Raw genomic sequence first — 18848 nt, forward strand, 5'->3', positions numbered from 1 at the left:
GTATCAAAAGAAAAAATTTTTTTATTGATATAAATCAATTTTTATGTTTAATAATGTATTTAATGGCATTTTCATAACTTTTTGTATCGGCTACTCCCTTATAAGCAATGTCAAATGCTGTTCCATGGTCTACTGAAGTCCTGAGTATTGGAAGGTTTAAACTTACATTTATGCTTTCATCAAAATACAAAGCTTTAAGAGGGGCAAGTCCTTGGTCGTGGTACATTGCAATAAAATTTCCTTTTTTTTCTTTAAAGGCGATATCTGGAACGAGCGGACCGTAAAAAATTTCTTTTTCTAAAATTTCGTTTGTTTCTATAACAGCCGGAAATATCTCTTTTATTTCCTCATCTCCTAAAACCCCTCCGTCTCCCGCATGAGGGTTAAGCGCCAAAACGCCTATTTTTTCAAAATGGGTGCTTCTGTAAAAATCAATAAAGAACTGTATTAATTTTTCTTTTTTTATATTTTTCGGCACTTCTTTTAGGGGAATATGTTCTGTAAATAAAGCAACATAGAGCTTTTTACACCCAAGCATCATAATCGCTTCTTTTTTAAAAGTATCTCTTAAAACTTCCGTATGGCCTTTATATTTAATTCCGGCTTTACTCCAGGCTTCTTTGTTTATTGGAAGGGTGCATATTGCGTCTACTTTTTTTTCTTTTGCAAGTTCAATAGCACTTAAAAAACTCTTAAATGAATATTCGGCACTGTTTTTGTCTATTTCCCCCGGATTAATCTCAAAATCCCCTTTAACTTCCACTGTTTCAAAATCATCAGGAATTTCATAATTTAATAGTTTTGCACCTTTATTTAGCATTGATTTATTTATACAATATACAGGTTTTACCCATTCTTTAATTTTATTATGACTTTTTAGAGCAATTTCAAGCCCAATTCCGTTTAAATCCCCTATACTTACTGCTACTTTCAGCCATTTCTTTAGCTTTAATTAAATCCTCTTTTGTATCAATCCCAAAACTTTTAGATTCAACCTCAATCATTGCTATTTTTTCGCCGTTTTCAAGTACTCTTAACTGTTCAAGTTTTTCAATGTGTTCAAGCCTGCCTTTCATTGTTGTAAATTTATCAAGGCTTTTTTTATCGAAACCGTAAATTCCGAGATGTCCTTTGTATCTGTGTGCCTGGTTGTCTCTGTTGTATGGAATTTTTGAGCGGGAAAAATACAAAGCGTCAGAATTTTTATCAACTACTACTTTTACTAAATTGGGGTCTTGGGCGCTTAATTCGTCTATTATTTTATAACAGCTTACCATTTTAAAGTTTCTGTTTAAATCAATCAGTTTTTGTTTAACTTTTTGAAGTATAACCGGTTCTAAAAACGGTTCGTCGCCCTGCATATTTATAACAATTTCATTTTCTGGGAGTTTTAATATATCGCTTGCTTCTTTTATTCTGTCGCTTCCGCTTTTGTGGTTTTTATCTGTAAGCACCGCTTCAAATCCGTATTTTTTACAAACATCAATCACTTCTTTTGAATCGGTGGCAATGACCACATCATCAACTTCTTTTGCGCTCTGGGCGCACCATATTATAACGGGTTTGTTTTTTATACTTAGAAGAACTTTGTTTGGCAGTCTTGAAGAAGAGAGTCTTGCTGGAATTATAATCATCTGTTTCCTTTTTAGGTATAATTTTACAAAAAAAAGGCTTAAAATGATTAATAAAATTAAAGAAAAAGTAAAAAACGCAAAACATATAGACGAAAAGAAAAAAAGCATAATTCTGGAAAAAATTGATGAATGGAAACACGATAAAGACGCTATGAATCTGATACCGAATTTGTTAATGAAATATTATGAAGAAGACATTAAACCTATTTTAGATGAACTGGGGCTTACTGATTGATACTGTATCAGCCAAAAGAGGGTTACTGTTATAATTCTGATACCTTTTTTTTGTATGATTTTATTACCAAATTTAATATAAAAGGCGATGTTTTAGAAGTAGGCGGGGGATGCGGAGTATTAGGGCTTTTAATTAAAAGGGATTTTCCTGAAATTAATTTAACCATTATTGAAAAACAAAAAATAATGAGTGAATTAATTGTAAAAAATCTAAAAGTTAACAATTTAAAAGCTGACATTGTCAATGATGATTTTTTAAAATTTGGATTTGATAAAAAATTTGATTATATTATTTCAAACCCTCCTTTTTATAAAGGAACACTGAAAAGTGAAAATGAAATAATTAAAATTGCAAGATATGAGGAATTTTTACCTATGAAAGATTTTTTCAAAAAAGTAAACGCTCTATTAAAAGAAAGAGGGGAATTTATTTTCTGTTATGATGTAAAAAGAATAGATGATATAATTTCAAATATCCCCAAACCCCTTAAAATTACGGATTTGAGGTTTATGTATCCGAGGATTGGCAAAAACGCATCGTTGGTTTTGATTAGAGCCAAAAGGCACGCTAAATCAATGATAAATGTTCATCCCCCTTTAATCGGGTTTGAAGGGGAAAATTATTCAAATGAAGCATATGAAATATATAAAAAAGCTAATACTAAAAGCGTAAAAATATAGCGAAAAGAGTGAGTGGTGAGAGGTGAAAAATTGATAAGTAAAGACGGATTTGATTTTAAGTTTAATCCCGATGCCTGCAAAAAATGCGAAGGAAACTGCTGCATAGGCGAGAGCGGATACATTTGGGTAAATCCAAAAGAAATAGAAGCTATTGCCAATTTTTTGGGGATTGACAAAAATATTTTTATCGACAGATTTTTAATAAAAGTTGGATATAAATATTCAATAAAAGAAAAACCGTACAAAAAGGGATATGCATGTATATTTTTTGAAAACGGATGTAAAATTTATCCTGTAAGGCCCAATCAATGCAAAACATTTCCTTTTTGGGAGAGGTATAAAGATGAAAGATATTATGAAGAATTAAAAAACGAATGCCCGGGAGTTATTTTTAATGAAAAATGAAAAATGGATAATTAAAATGAAATATTTAAGATTTATGTTGGTAATTTTATTGATTTTTACTGGGTGTAGTGTTAAAAAACCCCAAATCGGTAAAAAAGCATTTGAGCAGGAAGATAATTATATAATTAAAGCTCTGGTTTTGGAAAATGACAATAAGCTCCTCCAAGCCGCCGATATATATGACTTTTTATATAAAAAAACCGGTAAAAATGTTTATTTTAAAAAAGAAATAGAAGATTTGTTTTTTGCCAAAAGATATAAAAAAGTTTTAAATTTAACCGAAAATATTAAAAATTTAGATAAAGAAACATTTAAATACAGAATTTTTTCTCTGCTTGAACTTAAAAAAGGCAGTGAGGCAAAAAAAGAGCTGTTGACGTATTTTAACAAGAAAGAGCCTCTCTTTTATGAACTTATGTCATATATTTTAATAAAAGAAAAAAAATATAATAAAGCTGCCGATTATATAAAATCATTATATGCTATTAATCATAACAAACATACTCTTTTGGCGTTAGCGGATTTATTAATAAAATTAAAAAAATATAATGAAGCGCTTGCATATCTCAGGACACATCTTAAAATATACGGCTGTGAAACCGATGTCTGTGAACGTTTGGCCGAAATATACCGCCAGACCCAGGATTTTGAAAATTTGGCTTATATATATTCATTAATGGGTAAATATGATAAAAAATATGTTATTTTTGCCTTAAAAATTTATATAGATAACGGAGATTTCAACGAAGCTTTAAAACTCATTGATAAATATAATCTTGGAGACGAATATAAACTGATTCTTTTTGAAAGCTTTAATAAATATAAAGGTGCTGCGAATATTGCTTACAAGTTATTTAATAAAACAAATAATCCGGCTTTTTTATTAAAATACTGTATTTTTGAATACGAAGCATATAATAATAAAGAGGCTGCTTTGGAAGTTATTCCGAAACTTAAATTTTTAGCAAAACTTTATCCTGACAATGATTATATAAATAATTTTTTGGGTTATCTTTTAATTGAATACGATATTAATCCAAAAGAAGGGCTAAAATATGTAAAAAAAGCTATTAAAATAAGGCCTGACGATACAGCTTATATAGATTCGCTTGCCTGGGGATATTATAAATTAAAAAAATGCAAAACCGCATGGGATGTTAATAAAAATTTAGATACGGACGATAAAGAAATCAGTAAACATAAAAAGCTTATAAAAAGGTGCTTTTATGATACTTCAAAAAATCATACAAAAAACTCAAAAAAATCTGAAAAAAGAAAAAAGCATTGATGAACTGTTAAACATAAAAAGAAATTTTAAAAATGTAAAAAAAGCCCTTAAATCAACTTCGGGCAACCCATACAGAATTATTGCAGAGGTTAAAAAAGCAAGTCCTAGTAAAGGAATTATAAGAGAAGATTTTAATCCGGTTGAAATTGCCAAAATATATAACGAAATTGCGGACGCCATGAGTATTTTAACCGAGCCTTTCTTTTTTCAGGGAAGTTTAGAATATCTTAGAGAAATAAGTAAATTTTCTAAAATACCGCTTCTTAGAAAAGATTTTATTATTGATATTTATCAAATAGCAGAGGCTTACAATGCCGGTGCCGATTTTATTTTACTCATTGCAAAAGCGCTTGATACTGAAAAACTTAAAGAATTATATAATTTTGCTAAAAGTGTTAATTTAGAGGTTTTATTTGAAATTCACGATGAAGAAGATTTAAAAAAAGCTCTTGATGTAGGAGCAGATATTATCGGATTTAATCATAGGGACCTTAAAACGTTTGAAATGCATATGGATTTAAGTGAAAAGTTGATGCCGCTTTTGCCAAAAGATGTAATTGTCGTGGCTGAAAGCGGAATAAACAGTTTTGAAACTGTAAAAAAGCTGCATAAAAACGGTGTAGACGCATTTTTGGTGGGTGAACATTTTATGAGGGGAAATGATATAAAAAAAGATGTTTTGAAATTAAAGGGAATAGATTTTGCTGGTTAATTAAAAAAGGCAATAATTTTATGAATGTAAAATATTTTTTAAATTTAACTTTTTTAATTTTTTTTATTGGTTGTGCCGAGCATCCAATGGATCCTACTATTAATATGAAACCTCCTAAATATGTGGAAGAAATGCCGAGTAAAAATGTTAATTATCCTAAAAATCCGGGCTCGCTTTTTACAAACGGGGATAATCTGTTTTCTGATACAAAAGCCATGAAAGTAAATGATATTGTAACAGTTTTAATTACAGAAACCGTTAAACAATCATCTCAGGCAAGTAAAAAACTTTCAGAAGCAAATTCAGATAACGGCGGAACTTTTGATGCGGGAATCAGCGGGGGTGTCAGTGTTGCCGGGCATACCGCCCATATTGGGAAAACCGGTATTTCACTGGGGCTGCCCAGTATGAATTCTACAAGAACTTTTAACGGAAGCGGAACTCAGCAGCATAATGAACTTTTTCAAACAACAATCAGTGCCAGAATTATTAAAGTATTAAAAAACGGAAATTATTTTATTTACGGCACGAGAGAAGTTTATTTGGATGGACAAAAACAGGTAATCGCTTTAAGCGGTGTAATAAGACCTCAGGATATTGCAGCGGATAATACTATTGATTCAAAATATATAGCCGATGCCAAAATTAAATATTTTACCCAGGGTGATATAAAAAGAAATATAGAAAAAAACTGGTTTGCTAAAATCTGGGATGCTATTGCCCCATGGTAATATATAATTTAATAGTTAAAAGTGAAAAATGAAAAGTTTAGGATATGATAAATTTTGTCAAGGCATCAGCCAGTAAAAAGTCATTTGAATAAATTTTATCTTCTTTTTTATAAAGTTTTTTTTCTTTAATTAAAATTTTTACTTTTTCTTTTTCTTCTTTATTTAAAATATTTTCTTCAAAACCAATAATTGAGCGGAGTCCCAGGAATATATTTACTTATTTCATCTCTTGCCTCCCTTAATTCTTCGTAAGAGTATTTTGTCGGGTTTTTCAAAAATTCTTTTACATTTGTTTGCGTATAGTATCTAAAACTTTTCACTTTTCCATTATCCATTTTCCATTTTCTAAATCCCACCGCCCCGGCACCGATTCCTATATATTCTTTCCCCATCCAATAACCTAAATTATGAAGGCATATTTTTCCAAAATTTGAAATTTCATACTGAAAAAACTTTGCTTATATTTTATTTATAAACCATATTTCAAGTTCTTCATCTTCTTTTCTTTTTGAATAATCTCCCTCCCATTTAGTCCCTTCTTCTATCGTCAGGGAATATGCGCTTATATGTGTGAGAGGCAGTTTAAAAGCTGTGTTTAAATCATTTTCAAGCAGTTTTTTATTGTCTTGGGCAGTTGCATAAATCAAATCCAGGTTTATATTTTCAAAACCCGCTTTTTTGGCGTTTTCAATAGATTTTACAGCCTGAATGGGTGAATGGTTTCTGTTTAAAAATTTCAATTTTTTTTCATTAAAACTCTGCACCCCGAAACTTATCCTGTTTATTCCAAAATTTTTGATTTCTTTTAACCATTCATATGTAACGTTTGGATTTGATTCAATGGTTATTTCTTTTATATTTTTTATATTCATTTCAATGAGTTTAAATAGTTTTTCATAAAACGACTCTTTCATAGTAGAAGGTGTTCCTCCTCCTATGAAAAACTGTTTCAAACTGAATGTTTGAATCTATATCAAAAAAATACTGTTTTTTTACAGCGTTAAAATAATCTTTTTTTAGATGATTTATGTTAGTATAAGAGTTAAATGCACAGTAATTACATTTACTGTCGCAAAAAGGTATGTGAATATATAGTAACATTTGGGCCTTTTTTTAGTATAATTTTACAAAAAAAGGCTGTAAATTGAAAAAATACCGACCAAATGTCGCCGCAGTAATTTTATCTCCGAATTATCCCGAAAAAGTGGAAGTTTTAATAGCCAAAAGAAACGATGTCGATGCCTGGCAGTTTCCGCAGGGTGGTATTAATGAAGGCGAAAGTGAAGAGGAAGCCCTTTTAAGGGAGCTAAAAGAGGAAATAGGAACCAATGAAGTAGAGATTCTTGCAAAAATGCCTGAATGGCATACATATGAATTTCCCAAAACTATTGCTAAAAAAATGTATCCGTATGACGGGCAAAGACAAAGATATTTTTTGCTAAAACTTAAAAGAGGTGCAAAAATTAATTTAAATACAGCCCATCCGGAGTTTGAAGATTATAAATTTGTGCCTGTAAATAAAATTTTTAATTATGTTAAATCCTTTAAAAGGCCTGTTTATAAAATAGTTTTGAATTTTTTTAAAAAACTGGGATATATATAAAATAGTGAGTAGTGAGTGTTAATAGTGAGTAGTGAGTAGTGAGTGTTAATAGTTGCCAAAACCCAAGTACCAAGTGCTATATGTAATTAGTAAAAAAGGAGTTTAATGTTAATTGTTCAGAAATTTGGCGGAACAAGCGTAGGAGATTTGGACAGGATTAAAAATGTTGCAAATATTGTGAAAAAAACAAAAAATGAGGGAAATGATGTTGTGGTTGTGGTTTCTGCAATGGCAGGGGAAACTAATAAATTAATTGATTATGCCTCTTATTTTTCCAAAACGCCTCCTCAAAGAGAAATGGATTTACTGGTCAGCTCAGGAGAAAGGGTTACGAGTGCACTTCTTTCAATTGCATTGCAGTCAATGGGAATGGATGCCATTGCCCTGACAGGAAGGCAGGCCGGAATTAAAACAACAAAAGACCACACAAAAGCCAGAATTATGGATATTAATCCAGGGAAAATGCAAAAACATTTAAAAGAAGGTAAAATAGTAATTGTAGCCGGTTTTCAGGGTATAAGCGAGGAAGGTGATGTTACAACCCTGGGAAGAGGGGGAAGCGATTTAACGGCTGTGGCAATTGCAGGGGCTCTAAAAGCGGATAAATGTGAAATTTACACCGATGTGGACGGTATTTATACTACTGATCCGAGAATAGAGCCAAAAGCTAAAAAAATAAATATGATAACTTATGACGAAATGCTTGAGCTTGCAAGTTTGGGGGCTAAAGTAATGCAGTCACGTTCAGTGGAACTTGCAAAAAAATTAGGAGTCGATATAGAAGTTAAATCAAGTTTCAATCCGGAAATTAAAGGAACATTAATTACAAAGGAGACACCTGAAATGGAAAAAGTTTTGGTAAGTGGGATAGCGCTTGATAAAAATCAGGCGAGAGTCAGTATTTTTGGAGTGGAGGACAGACCCGGCATCAGTGCCGAAATATTTTCAAAATTAGCTGATAAAAATATAAATGTGGATATGATTATTCAAAATGTCGGAAAAGACAATAAAGCAAATTTAACTTTTACAGTACCTGAAACCGAACTTGAGCTTACCAAAAAAGTATTGGAAGAATATGAGCAAAAAGCTGAAGCAATGGAATATGACAGGGATATTGCCAAAGTAAGTATTGTCGGGGTCGGTATGAAATCCCACAGCGGTGTTGCGGCAACAGCATTTAAAACCTTGGCTGATGAAAATATAAATATATTAATGATTTCTACGAGTGAAATTAAAATTTCAATGATAATAAATGAAAAATACGGGGAACTGGCTGTTAGAAGTTTACACAAAGCTTATAATCTGGATAAATAATGGATTTAAACGAGTTTACTTTAAAATATATAAGAGAAAAAAACTTAAAATGGATGGAAGAGAAAAGGCTGGAATGGATTCCTTTAATCAGTGAATTTCTTTCTCAGGTGATTGAAGGAAAATGTGTTTTAATTATAACCGATTACAAAAGAAAATGGCTTAGAGATTATATTCTCCAGAAAATAAATAATTTTCAGGATTTTAAGCCGTCTTTTATTCCTTTTTTTGACCTGATTTCCTTTGTGCCCCAAATAGAGTATGCAAAAACGAACGAACATTTTGATTTAATAGAAGATATGCTCAATATTACTTTTAATGAAAATTATATTTTCTGGTATATCGGTGTGGAAACCCCTATGCTTAAATTTGCAAGGCGCAAAGAAAATTCTTTTTTCTGGATAATGGATATGGATTTGCATAAAAACTTCTTTTTAAAATCTATCGATGAAAATCTTGATTTAAAACTTTTACATTTAACGGATTTATTGAATGAAACCTTAAAAGCGGTTATTTTCGGTGAGGTTGAACTTTGAATAAAATAATCGTTACAAACGATTTGGAAAAATGTATAAATGAAATTAAATATGATGAAAAGATTATAACAGATGAATTTAAAGTTGAAAATGTAAAAGAGCTTAAAGAAATTTCCTATCTTACAAGCAAAAATGAAAAAACCATTTTAATTGCCGCAAAAAAATATAATCTAATTTCTCAAAACGCTCTTTTGAAAATACTTGAAGAACCTCCTCCAAATACTGCTTTTATACTGGCCGTGACATCAAAATATTCATTGCTTGAGACTATAAAATCAAGACTTCCCATCGAATATAAAATTTTTAAAAAAGTAACAGATATAAATGTTGATTTAAGTAAAATAAATAATGATTTGATTTTCGATTTATTGCAAAAAGATTTAAATAAAGATGAAATTAAAGCAATTTGTTATGATTTGATTAATAAAAAAAATTTAAAAAAAGAGCTGAATGTTTTAAGCAATGCTATAAAAATGCTTGAATTGAACATTGAAAAAAAAGCGGTTTTGGCTTATATAATGCTTTATTTCAAAGGAAAATAATGAAAATTTATAAATTAAACAGCGAAATTGATTTGGCTAAAGTTATGCAAAAAATGGGAGTGGACAAAGTAGGCATTGAAATAATGAAAAAAAAGCGTTCTGTTTATATTTTTTATATTAAAAACATAAATTGTGCCGCTGCAAATATTCTAAAACAGGACGCTTTAAGCATTGGTGCCGAACTTGCTGTTCCCATAGGGGCTCCAAACTGCAAAAACAAATATTTTGATGCGCTTTTGTTATGTAATGAAAAACATTTAATTACACTTTCCAAAAAAGAGCTTACTCAGCCGTTTGGGTTGAAAGATTTGGCAAAACAGCTTAAAAATTTTGTAAATCTTCCTAAATTTCCTTTGAAAATTATGGGGGTTATTAATGCGAATGAAGATTCTTTTTTTGAAGGCAGCAGATTCAAAGGAAATGAAGCCGTTAAGCAGATTGAAAAAATGATTGACGAAGGTGCGGATATAATTGACTTAGGCGGGGTTTCATCCAGACCCGGAAGTGTTTATCCCGGGGTGGAAGAAGAATTAAAGAGGGTCTCCCCTATAATTGATGAAATTTATAAACATAAATTATATGAAAAAGCTGTTTTCAGTATAGATACATTTGAATCCAAAGTTTTGGAATATGCACTTGAGCGCGGTTTTAAAATAGCAAATGATATTACCGGCCTTGAAAGCGACGAATATGCCGAGGTTGCAGCTAAATATAATGCCGATGTTATTATTATGCATAAAAAAGGAATCCCAAAAGATATGCAAAAAAATCCATTTTATGAAAATGTAATTTTGGAAATCGATGAATTTTTTGAAAAAAGAATTGCAAAAGCAAAAAATTTTGGAATAAAAAATGTAATTTTGGATGTTGGAATAGGCTTTGGTAAAAGACTTGAAGATAATCTTGCGTTAATTAAGCATTTGGAGCATTTTTTGCATTTTGGATACGAGCTTTTGATAGGGGCAAGCAGAAAATCTATGATAGATATGATTATGAAAAAATATGGGATATCCACTTTTCCTTCTGAAAGACTGCCCGGTACTTTGGCAATTCATCAAGAAGCCTTTAGAAACGGGGCAAGCATTATCAGGTGTCATGATGTAAAAGAGCATTTTCAGGCTTTAAAAGTTTATGAGGCTGTTAAGGGATTTGATGTTTAGAAGGCAGATTGAATTACTTGGAAAAAAACAAAAACTGCTTGAAAATAAAAAAATTTTAATAATCGGGGCAGGGGGGCTTGGAAATGCTTTGGCCACAATAATAAGTTGTATTGGTTTAAAAAGATAATAATTATTGATTTTGACAAAATAGAAATTCACAATATCCACAGACAGATTCAGTTTACAAAAAATGATTTGGGAAAAAAGAAAGTCAGAGTTTTGGGCGAAAAAATAAAAAGATGCGATACCAAAATAGAAATTGTAGAAAATAAATTTTCAAGCGATATGAATTTTGATGTAGATTTGGTTTTTGATGCAACAGATAATTTTGAGGCCAGAGAGGAAATTGATAAATTTTCCAAAAAAAACTCTATTCCATGGGTATATACGAGCGTGGATGAATATTATGCCCAGGTGGGTTTTTTTAAAAAAACAGATTTTAACACTTTTGCAACAAAAAAACTTTTTCCCAAAGGGCAAATTCCCCCAATGGTAAGCTTAGCCGCCAGTATAGAAGCGATGGTTGGTGTAAAATATTTAATAGGCGAGCTTAAAGAAGAAATTTTATATTATATAGATTTCAGTAAAGATTTGGAAATAAAAAAATTTAAATTTTAATATTTAAAATTTGCCTAAAACCCTTGATTTTTAGAAAGTTTTTATATATAATTTCATCACCCAAAAATAATGGGCTGTCGCCAAGCGGTAAGGCACAGGACTTTGACTCCTGCATTCGGAGGTTCGAATCCTCCCAGCCCAGCCAACGGCGCGGGGTAGAGCAGTCTGGTAGCTCGTCGGGCTCATAACCCGAAGGTCGGAGGTTCAAATCCTCCCCCCGCAACCAAAAAATTTAACTTATAAAGTGTCTGTCACTAATATTGCAATTAATTAATCTTTTTTTTTTTATATTTTTTACTTTTTATTTTACATTTTTAGTTTCTAATTTATATCAATACCATATTCTTTCTAAATATAAGCCGGTTGGACTAGCCAAATGCTTGGAAATTAATTTTTCTTTGTTTAACTGTTTTTTTAGATCTTTTATATTTAGTTTTTCTTCGTTAATTTTTAAGATAAAATCCATAATTATTCTGATTTGTCCTCTTAAAAATCCGTTTCCTCTAATATTGAATACATATAAATTTTTATATTCAAATGCTTTTGCTTCATAAATTTCCCTTATATAATGATTAACACAGCTTCCGGTTTTTGCAAAATACTCAAAATCGTGCCTGCCTATTAAAAGTTTTAAAGCTTTGTTTATTTTATTTAAATTTACGGACTTATTATAAAACAGTGTATATTTTGCATTAAAAGGTGTAAATTTTTTTGTAATTAAATATCTGTAACTTCGCTGTTTTGCACTGAATCTCGGATGAAAATCCAAAGGTGCAGTTTCAATTTTTTTAAAATAAATATAAGGATACAAAATATTGTTCAAAGATTTTTTCAGTTTGTTTAAGTCCCAGAAATCAGGGGCTTCAAAGGAAATTACCTGATTCAATGCATGAACACCCTTATCGGTTCTGCCGGAATGAAAAATTTTAGTGTCTATGTTTAATTTTTCCAACGCTTTTGATATCTCACCCTGAACGGTTTTTTTATTATTTTGAATCTGCATACCGTAAAATTCGCTGCCGTCATAGGTAATAACCGCCTTAATTAGAATTTTTTATCCTTTAAATAAAAAAATAATCCGCAAAAAAAGAATAACGATATTATTAATAAATTTATTACAAACGAATTTGTGATTTTTGTAAAAATCAAATATATTACTAACAATAAGACAGAATAAACAAGTGAATGGTTTTTATGCAATCTTGGATGAAAAAATCCAAAAAGCGGTATATAAAAAATCAGTGCTATAGGAATTAATGCAAAAGGTATATAAAATAAAAACAGTTTTTTATTCTTTTTTAAATATTTTTTATATTCTAAGATATTGAAATTTATATAAGGGATTATTTGATTAATATTCATTGTTTTAAATTTTATTGTTAAATTTTTATCAATATCATAAATATAACCGTTTTTTAACTGAAAAATCAAATAATTTTTATCTTTAATTATAGCGGCGCTGTTTGAAGTTATAAATTTTTTTTCACTCGGGTTGAAAATATATATTTTTTTATAAAAATTTTTTTCTTTTTTTTCTATAAATGCGTTCCATTTTCCAAATTGTTGTGAAATTTGAGATGTCTGTATATTAAATTTGGCTTCTTGTTTTTTTTCATTTTTGAAATTTTTATAAACCAAATCGGAATAGGGGATAGAAATAAAAAGAATAAAAAAATTAACAACAGCAATTAAAACAGATATTATCATAATGGGGAAAAGGATTTTTTTAGGGGATATACCAGTTGAAAAAACCGCAACAAGTTCCTGAGTATCACTTAAATTGGAGTATGTCATTACAGAAGCTATGAAAAAAGAAATAGATAAAGTTACAATCAATATTTTTGTTAAAGATAAAAAATACATTTTGGCAAGTTCTAAAAATGTTATATGTATCGAGGCTGTAACGTTTGAAATGGAGATTATTACAATAATAGAAGTAATCAGAAATAAAATCAAAAATATATTTATAAATATATTAAAAAAATTTTTTAATATATATTTTTGAAGTTTATCCATACAATCTACTCCATAAATTTATAAAATAATCGTTAAAATACCAGACGATAAAAGTACCAAGTGCCAAAAAAGGTATAAAAGGAAGCTCTAAATCTTTTTTGAAAATTCTGTTGTAAAGAGATGGAAAAATGGCAATTAATGCTGCTATAAATATTGCGAAAAGCGAAAGTTTAATTCCCAGAAGCCCTCCCATACTTCCCGCCAAAATTATATCCCCTTCGCCCATAGCCTCTTTTTTTATAAAAAAAGAGACATAATATCTTATTAAACTCATTCCGCCCATTAATATTAAAGCATTTTTAAAATTTTCAATAATATCTGGGGATGAGAAAAATGAAAATGTTAGCACCAAAAGATTTAAACTGTCCGGTACCGCTTTATAATCAAAATCAATCATGCTCAAAGCTAAAAAAAGAGTGAAAATTATAAATATAATAAATGAATAAATATCCAAGCCCATTTTTTTATATATTATAATTGCCAAAATACCCGTCATTAATTCTATTATAGGATAACGGGCGGAAATTTTTTCGCTGCAGTAAGCACATTTTCCTTTTAATAAAAAATAGCTGATAATAGGTATATTATGCCAGGGTTTAAGCTTTTCCCCGCATTTTGGGCAATGGCTTGGGGGATATGCGATGTTTTTCCCTTTAGGGACTCTGTAAATAACAACATTTAAAAAACTACCAATGCTAATTCCAATTAAAAACAAAATTATATAAATTACAATATTATCCATGTTTCATTCTCCATTTTATATTTCACTACTCACTACCCACTACCCACTGTTTTATATTCCCCCAAACCTTCTTTTCCTTTTTTTAAAATTGTTTAAAATTTGCTCTAATTCCTTGCTTGTAAAATCAGGCCACAAAGTAGGGGTAAAAAACATTTCTGCGTAGGCAATCTGCCAAAGTAAAAAATTACTGACCCTGATTTCTCCACTGGTTCTTATTAATAAATCCACATCTTCATTTATATCAAGGTTTTTTTGGATATTTTCCTGGGTGATTTCTTCGTTTTTTTTAATTATTTTTTTAACAGCCCTTGTAATTTCGTCTCTGCCTCCATAATTTAAGGCCAAAACCTGTGTCAGTTTTTTATTGTTTTTGGTAGTTTCTTTTGTGTATTCTATTCTTTTTTTTAGTTTAGGGGAAAATTTTGAAATATCGCCGATAACTTCAAATTTTACATCGTTTTTTATATATGTCTCAAGTTCTTTTTTTAACCAGTTTTCAAGAAGTTTCATTAAAAATTCAATTTCCATTTTTGGTCTTTTCCAATTTTCCGTGGAGAATGCATAAAGTGTTAAAATTCTAATTTCAGGATTGTTTGCGCAGTATGTGGTTATTTCCTTTACAACTTCTGCCCCTTTTTTATGACCCTCAACTCTTTTAAGGCCTCTTTTTTTTGCCCATCTCCCGTTTCCGTCCATTATTATTGCAAGGTGCATATATTAAGCCTTTAAATTTATTAAATTTTCGCTAAAATCATATATCGGTTTTATCTCTTTTTTAACAACTTCTACCGAAAAAGGCAGCTCTTTTTTATATAAATTTATTAAATTTATTGTTGAGTCAAATTCACAAAAAAGTTTTAAGCTGTTTTCAAATAAAAACCCTTCTATTTCCCCCAGATGTTCAAATACAGCATAAAATTTTAACGTGTTTTTTTTGTATTTAAGCTGCATTAAGGCTTTTTTTTTATCATTTATAATTATATGATATATTTTTTGATTAAAAGCCATTAATATATTCATCCAGAATATAAATTCGTTTTTATTATTCGCATTTGCCAAATGGCTGATTATTTTTTTTTTATCAGGGGCTAAAAAATTTTTTGTAAAATTTATTTTTTTTAAAATATTTAAAACTCCGGGATATTTTTTAAGGTTAGTTATTTTTATCGAATATCTGCCTTCTTTTATTTCTGCAAGATATTTATTACCTACTTTTAATGGTATATAACTTTTGGTTTGAATTTCACGGCTACCTAATTTTATTAAATATTTTATGGGATTTAATTGTTTTTTTATATCGATTTGTACCGGCAAAGTAGCATTAAATTCTTTAATGCCTTCGAATCTGTTTACGGTTTTTAAAATTTTACCTATTTTAGAGAGATTTAACGGCATCAACAAGCTTTAAGGCAATATTCTCTTTACTCTCCTGAGGAAATAAAATTTCTTTATCTTTTGTGATAAAAATTATTTCGTTTTCATCGCTTCCGAAACTGTTTTTTGAAAGTAAATTCAGACATATTGCATCTAAATTTTTTTTATTCAAAGTGTTTTTTGCGTAAACAAGGGCATTTTTTTCATCAAATTCGGCTTTAAAGCCTATTTTTTTAAATTTTTTTTCTTTTAAATATTCAAGGATATCAATGTTTTTATGTAATTTTAAAAGAAATTCATTACCTATTTTCTCTTTTTTTAATTTTCCTTTTTTATAAACCGGCATATAATCCACTATTGCGGCTGCCATTATTAAATAATCAGGATTTTCCTTTAAGATTGCTTCTAAATAATCTTTTGCGCTCTCAACTTTTATCTGTTGAATTTCTTTGGTAAGATTATGGTCTTTACTAGAAATCAGTGTTACATCGGCGCCTTTTATATAAAATGCTTTTGCCAGGGCTTCCCCCATTTTCCCGCTTGAAAAATTACTTATAAATCTTACATCGTCTATTTTTTCCCTACTTCCTCCGGCGGTTACAACAACTTTTTTGTTTTTCCAAATTTCTTGCTTGTTTATTTCCCTCAGTGCCCGTAAAAATATCTCTTCCGGTTCGGCCATCTTACCTATTCCCTCGTCTCCGCAGGCCAGAAGACCGGAATTGGCTTCGATTATGTTTAATTTTTTAAAATTTTTTTGTGTAGTGGGATGTAAATACATGTTTGTATTTGCGCTTGGTGCAAAAAGAGTGGGGGCTTTTGTGGCAAGGTACGTCTGTAAAAGCAGATTGTCGGCGATGCCGTTTGCCGCTTTATTTATTGTATTTGCACTGGCGGGGGCTATAATGTATATGTCAGCCCATTTTGCATAATCAATATGGTTAACATCATTTGCCCAGTCTTCATTTTTGCTTGTTAAAACCCTGTTTCTTGTAAGTGTTTCAAATGTAAGAGGAGTTACAAATTTACCTGCGGCATCTGTCATTACAATTTTTACATTATCTTTATTTTTTATAAAAAGCCTTATAAGCTCGCATGTTTTATATATTGCAATGCTTCCTGTAACCCCTATCAATACGTTCATCTGTTTTCCCCAAAAAATTTATAATAAAAATTTTTTACTATTTTTAAAGGAGTTCTGCTTATTACAAGGCTTCCTTTTGGAATATCCTTGTTTACTGTGCTTCCTGCTGCTATTATTACATCGTCTTCAATTACTACTGGAGCAATTAATTGTGAATCACTGCCAACAAATACATTTTTTCCAATTTTTGTTTTATATTTTCTTTTCCCGTCATAATTACAGGTAATTGTTCCGGCTCCTATATTTGTACCTTCTTCTATTTCACTGTCCCCAAGATAGCTTAAATGTCCGGCTTTTATTTTATTTAATTTACTTGCTTTTACTTCCACGAAATTCCCTATGTGGGTATCAGTAAGCTCGCTTTTAGGCCTTATTCTCGCCATCGGACCGATACCGGAATTTTTTATAACAGCATCTTCAATAACACTGCCTGGACGGATTTCACTTTCAATTATTACACTCTCTTTTATAACGCAATTTGGCCATATTTCACATTCCCCTTCAAAAGAAGAATATGCATCTATAAAAATTGTCTCAGGCAGATGCATAATAACACCGTTTTTCATCCAAAAATTTTTTATTCTATTACAAATTATTCTCTCAGCTTCAGCTAAATCTTTTTTTGTATTAATGCCTTTAAAATCTTCTTCATTAACTTCAATTGCTTTTACATTTAATCCATCTTTTACAGCCATTTCTATAATATCAGTTAAATAATATTCATTTTGTGCATTTTTATTGTTTAATTTAAGAATATATTTTTCTAAAATTTCTTTTTTTATCAGATAAATTCCGGCATTTACGTAAGGGATTTTAAGTTCGTTTTCATTTGCGTCTTTTTCTTCTATTATTTTTTTTACATTTGAATTTTCTATCAACACCCTTCCGTATCCAAAAGGATTATTTAATTTCATAACGCTCATTACAATATCGGCGTCAATACTCTCAAATTTTTTAAGTTCATTTGCTTCAATTAAAGGCATATCACCGTTTAAAATAAAAATTTTGTCATTTTCGATTTTACATTTTCCATTATCCATTAAGGAAAACAGCGCTCCTCCGGTTCCTGGATAATTTTTTAAATCCTGTTTTATTATATTAATCGGATAATTTTTTATTGTTTTTTTAACATTTTCAAACTGATGATAAAGTATTATATTTACATTCTCCGATATTTTAAGAGATTCTTCAATTACAAATTCAATCATTGCTTTGTTGCATAATGTATGAAGTACTTTTGGAATCGCACTTTTCATACGGGTTCCCCTGCCCGCTGCCAAAATAATGACACTTGACATATGTTTACCTTTTTTTTGTTATAATTATAGCAAAAAAGGCTATTTTGATGGATTTGGCTACTGTCATTGGTTTGGTCGGCGCACTCGGTCTTCTTATTGCCGCTATGGCACTCGGTGTGGGTGTGGGGGCTTATATTGACCCTCAATCAGTGTTAATTGTTATTCTCGGTTCAATAATGTCTCTTATGATTAGTTATAAAATGGATATGATGACAAAATTTTTAAAAGTTTTCATGATAGCCATAAAACCTAATTATCAGCCTAATTATGAAGAACTTATTAAAAAACTTGTAGATTATGCAACTCAGGCAAGAAGAGACGGAATTCTTTCACTTGAGAGCGCAGCCAATAACGAAGAAGACGAATTCTTAAAAAAAGGCCTTTCAATGGCGGTAGACGGAAACGAGCCCGATACAATCAGAGAACTTTTGGAAATAGAAATGGAGCAGATGGAAGAAAGACATAAAAAAATGGCTTCCATTTTTTCTACATGGGCAGGTCTCGCTGGAGGCTTCGGTATGCTTGGAACATTGGTGGGGCTTGTTGCCATGCTGCTTAACATGTCCGACCCTTCATCAATCGGTCCGGCTATGGCGGTTGCATTACTTACCACACTTTACGGTGCTATGATAGGTAATATTTTCGGAAATCCTATTGCCAGCAAACTTTCTTTGAGAAATGATGACGAAATGCTTGCAAAGACAATGATACTTGAAGGTATTATGTCTATTCAGGCGGGTGATAATCCAAGAACACTTGAAGCAAAACTTTTAAGCTTTTTGCCGCCTTCTAAAAGAAAATCTCAATTCGAATAGGAAA

The 18848-nt window shown here is 30.5% G+C and carries 25 protein-coding genes and 2 tRNA genes; 16 read left to right on the forward strand and 11 right to left on the reverse strand.

Features of this window, described 5'->3' with window-relative positions:
* Positions 1-34: 34 nt before the first annotated feature.
* Entirely contained in the window at positions 35-934 is a 900-nt protein-coding gene (gene pdxA, locus DZ64_RS0107485; protein ID WP_024790062.1) for a 4-hydroxythreonine-4-phosphate dehydrogenase, read from the reverse strand.
* Positions 888-1634 carry a 3-deoxy-manno-octulosonate cytidylyltransferase gene (gene kdsB / locus DZ64_RS10905; RefSeq protein ID WP_035003195.1) on the reverse strand — a complete coding sequence of 249 codons (747 nt, stop codon included), beginning with the start codon at positions 1632-1634 and terminating at the stop codon, positions 888-890. Before kdsB ends, pdxA begins: the two co-directional genes overlap by 47 nt.
* 43 nt (positions 1635-1677) lie before the next feature.
* Between kdsB and DZ64_RS0107495 the strand changes: the two genes are divergently transcribed.
* Genes DZ64_RS0107495 through DZ64_RS0107520 form a run of 6 tightly spaced genes read left to right on the forward strand, consistent with a single transcriptional unit; the run spans position 1678 to position 5685 of the window.
* Entirely contained in the window at positions 1678-1869 is a 192-nt protein-coding gene (locus tag DZ64_RS0107495; RefSeq protein ID WP_024790063.1) for a hypothetical protein, read from the forward strand.
* A gap of 50 nt (positions 1870-1919) precedes the next feature.
* Complete coding sequence (locus DZ64_RS0107500; RefSeq protein ID WP_236618684.1) at positions 1920-2549, forward strand: tRNA1(Val) (adenine(37)-N6)-methyltransferase; 630 nt, start codon at positions 1920-1922, stop codon at positions 2547-2549.
* Positions 2550-2579: 30 nt separating this feature from the next.
* Positions 2580-2954 carry a YkgJ family cysteine cluster protein gene (locus DZ64_RS0107505; RefSeq protein WP_236618685.1) on the forward strand — a complete coding sequence of 125 codons (375 nt, stop codon included), beginning with the start codon at positions 2580-2582 and terminating at the stop codon, positions 2952-2954.
* Complete coding sequence (locus DZ64_RS0107510; protein WP_024790066.1) at positions 2944-4242, forward strand: lipopolysaccharide assembly protein LapB; 1299 nt, start codon at positions 2944-2946, stop codon at positions 4240-4242. The genes DZ64_RS0107505 and DZ64_RS0107510 overlap by 11 nt, the downstream gene beginning before the upstream one ends.
* A complete protein-coding gene (trpC, locus tag DZ64_RS0107515; protein WP_024790067.1) occupies positions 4181-4954 on the forward strand; it encodes an indole-3-glycerol phosphate synthase TrpC in 774 nt (257 codons plus the stop codon). Before DZ64_RS0107510 ends, trpC begins: the two co-directional genes overlap by 62 nt.
* 20 nt (positions 4955-4974) lie before the next feature.
* Positions 4975-5685: a flagellar basal body L-ring protein FlgH gene (locus tag DZ64_RS0107520; RefSeq protein WP_024787941.1), complete on the forward strand. Its 711-nt coding sequence runs from the start codon at positions 4975-4977 to the stop codon at positions 5683-5685.
* Positions 5686-5861: 176 nt separating this feature from the next.
* Here DZ64_RS0107520 and DZ64_RS13430 read toward each other — a convergent pair whose 3' ends face one another.
* Complete coding sequence (locus DZ64_RS13430; RefSeq protein ID WP_236618686.1) at positions 5862-6077, reverse strand: hypothetical protein; 216 nt, start codon at positions 6075-6077, stop codon at positions 5862-5864.
* A 66-nt stretch (positions 6078-6143) separates the two neighbouring features.
* Entirely contained in the window at positions 6144-6599 is a 456-nt protein-coding gene (locus tag DZ64_RS13435; protein ID WP_236618687.1) for a radical SAM protein, read from the reverse strand.
* A 230-nt stretch (positions 6600-6829) separates the two neighbouring features.
* On the opposite strand from DZ64_RS13435, the gene DZ64_RS0107530 reads away from it, so the two are divergent.
* From DZ64_RS0107530 to DZ64_RS0107565, 9 genes are all read left to right on the forward strand, one after another.
* Positions 6830-7288, forward strand: coding sequence for an RNA pyrophosphohydrolase (locus DZ64_RS0107530; RefSeq protein WP_024790068.1), 459 nt, complete (start codon positions 6830-6832; stop codon positions 7286-7288).
* A gap of 105 nt (positions 7289-7393) precedes the next feature.
* A complete protein-coding gene (locus DZ64_RS0107535) occupies positions 7394-8602 on the forward strand; it encodes an aspartate kinase (protein WP_024790069.1) in 1209 nt (402 codons plus the stop codon).
* Complete coding sequence (locus tag DZ64_RS0107540; protein WP_051430010.1) at positions 8602-9135, forward strand: HobA family DNA replication regulator; 534 nt, start codon at positions 8602-8604, stop codon at positions 9133-9135. The genes DZ64_RS0107535 and DZ64_RS0107540 overlap by 1 nt, the downstream gene beginning before the upstream one ends.
* Entirely contained in the window at positions 9132-9677 is a 546-nt protein-coding gene (locus tag DZ64_RS0107545) for a DNA polymerase III subunit delta' (protein WP_024790071.1), read from the forward strand. The genes DZ64_RS0107540 and DZ64_RS0107545 overlap by 4 nt, the downstream gene beginning before the upstream one ends.
* On the forward strand, positions 9677-10837 hold the full coding sequence (gene folP, locus DZ64_RS0107550) for a dihydropteroate synthase (RefSeq protein WP_024790072.1): 1161 nt from the start codon (positions 9677-9679) through the stop codon (positions 10835-10837). The genes DZ64_RS0107545 and folP overlap by 1 nt, the downstream gene beginning before the upstream one ends.
* Positions 10830-10964: a ThiF family adenylyltransferase gene (locus tag DZ64_RS13440; protein WP_236618688.1), complete on the forward strand. Its 135-nt coding sequence runs from the start codon at positions 10830-10832 to the stop codon at positions 10962-10964. The genes folP and DZ64_RS13440 overlap by 8 nt, the downstream gene beginning before the upstream one ends.
* Positions 10943-11455 (forward strand): ThiF family adenylyltransferase, encoded by a 513-nt coding sequence (locus DZ64_RS10915; RefSeq protein WP_051430011.1) that lies wholly within the window; start codon positions 10943-10945, stop codon positions 11453-11455. The genes DZ64_RS13440 and DZ64_RS10915 overlap by 22 nt, the downstream gene beginning before the upstream one ends.
* A 70-nt stretch (positions 11456-11525) precedes the next feature.
* Positions 11526-11600: transfer RNA gene (locus DZ64_RS0107560), tRNA-Gln, on the forward strand.
* Between the two features lie 4 nt (positions 11601-11604).
* Positions 11605-11681: transfer RNA gene (locus DZ64_RS0107565), tRNA-Met, on the forward strand.
* A 105-nt stretch (positions 11682-11786) separates the two neighbouring features.
* Here DZ64_RS0107565 and truA read toward each other — a convergent pair.
* From truA to glmU, 7 genes are read right to left on the reverse strand one after another with little or no spacing between them, the layout of a single operon-like run.
* A complete protein-coding gene (gene truA / locus DZ64_RS0107570; protein ID WP_024790073.1) occupies positions 11787-12506 on the reverse strand; it encodes a tRNA pseudouridine(38-40) synthase TruA in 720 nt (239 codons plus the stop codon).
* Positions 12500-13471: an LptF/LptG family permease gene (locus DZ64_RS0107575; protein ID WP_024790074.1), complete on the reverse strand. Its 972-nt coding sequence runs from the start codon at positions 13469-13471 to the stop codon at positions 12500-12502. The genes truA and DZ64_RS0107575 overlap by 7 nt, the downstream gene beginning before the upstream one ends.
* On the reverse strand, positions 13464-14213 hold the full coding sequence (locus DZ64_RS0107580) for an A24 family peptidase (RefSeq protein ID WP_035003198.1): 750 nt from the start codon (positions 14211-14213) through the stop codon (positions 13464-13466). The genes DZ64_RS0107575 and DZ64_RS0107580 overlap by 8 nt, the downstream gene beginning before the upstream one ends.
* 51 nt (positions 14214-14264) lie before the next feature.
* On the reverse strand, positions 14265-14927 hold the full coding sequence (locus DZ64_RS0107585) for a di-trans,poly-cis-decaprenylcistransferase (RefSeq protein WP_024790076.1): 663 nt from the start codon (positions 14925-14927) through the stop codon (positions 14265-14267).
* A 3-nt stretch (positions 14928-14930) separates the two neighbouring features.
* Positions 14931-15608 (reverse strand): hypothetical protein, encoded by a 678-nt coding sequence (locus tag DZ64_RS0107590; protein WP_024790077.1) that lies wholly within the window; start codon positions 15606-15608, stop codon positions 14931-14933.
* The gene (gene coaBC / locus DZ64_RS0107595) at positions 15589-16731 is read right to left on the reverse strand and encodes a bifunctional phosphopantothenoylcysteine decarboxylase/phosphopantothenate--cysteine ligase CoaBC (protein WP_024790078.1); all 1143 of its coding nucleotides are present in this window, start codon (positions 16729-16731) and stop codon (positions 15589-15591) included. Before coaBC ends, DZ64_RS0107590 begins: the two co-directional genes overlap by 20 nt.
* The gene (gene glmU, locus DZ64_RS0107600; RefSeq protein WP_024790079.1) at positions 16728-18029 is read right to left on the reverse strand and encodes a bifunctional UDP-N-acetylglucosamine diphosphorylase/glucosamine-1-phosphate N-acetyltransferase GlmU; all 1302 of its coding nucleotides are present in this window, start codon (positions 18027-18029) and stop codon (positions 16728-16730) included. Before glmU ends, coaBC begins: the two co-directional genes overlap by 4 nt.
* A gap of 47 nt (positions 18030-18076) precedes the next feature.
* Here glmU and DZ64_RS0107605 point away from each other — a divergent pair, with 47 nt between their 5' ends.
* Entirely contained in the window at positions 18077-18844 is a 768-nt protein-coding gene (locus DZ64_RS0107605) for a motility protein A (protein WP_024790080.1), read from the forward strand.
* The last annotated feature ends 4 nt before the right edge of the window (positions 18845-18848 follow it).

The organism is Lebetimonas sp. JH292 (assembly GCF_000523275.1).
Lineage (GTDB): Bacteria > Campylobacterota > Campylobacteria > Campylobacterales > Nautiliaceae > Lebetimonas.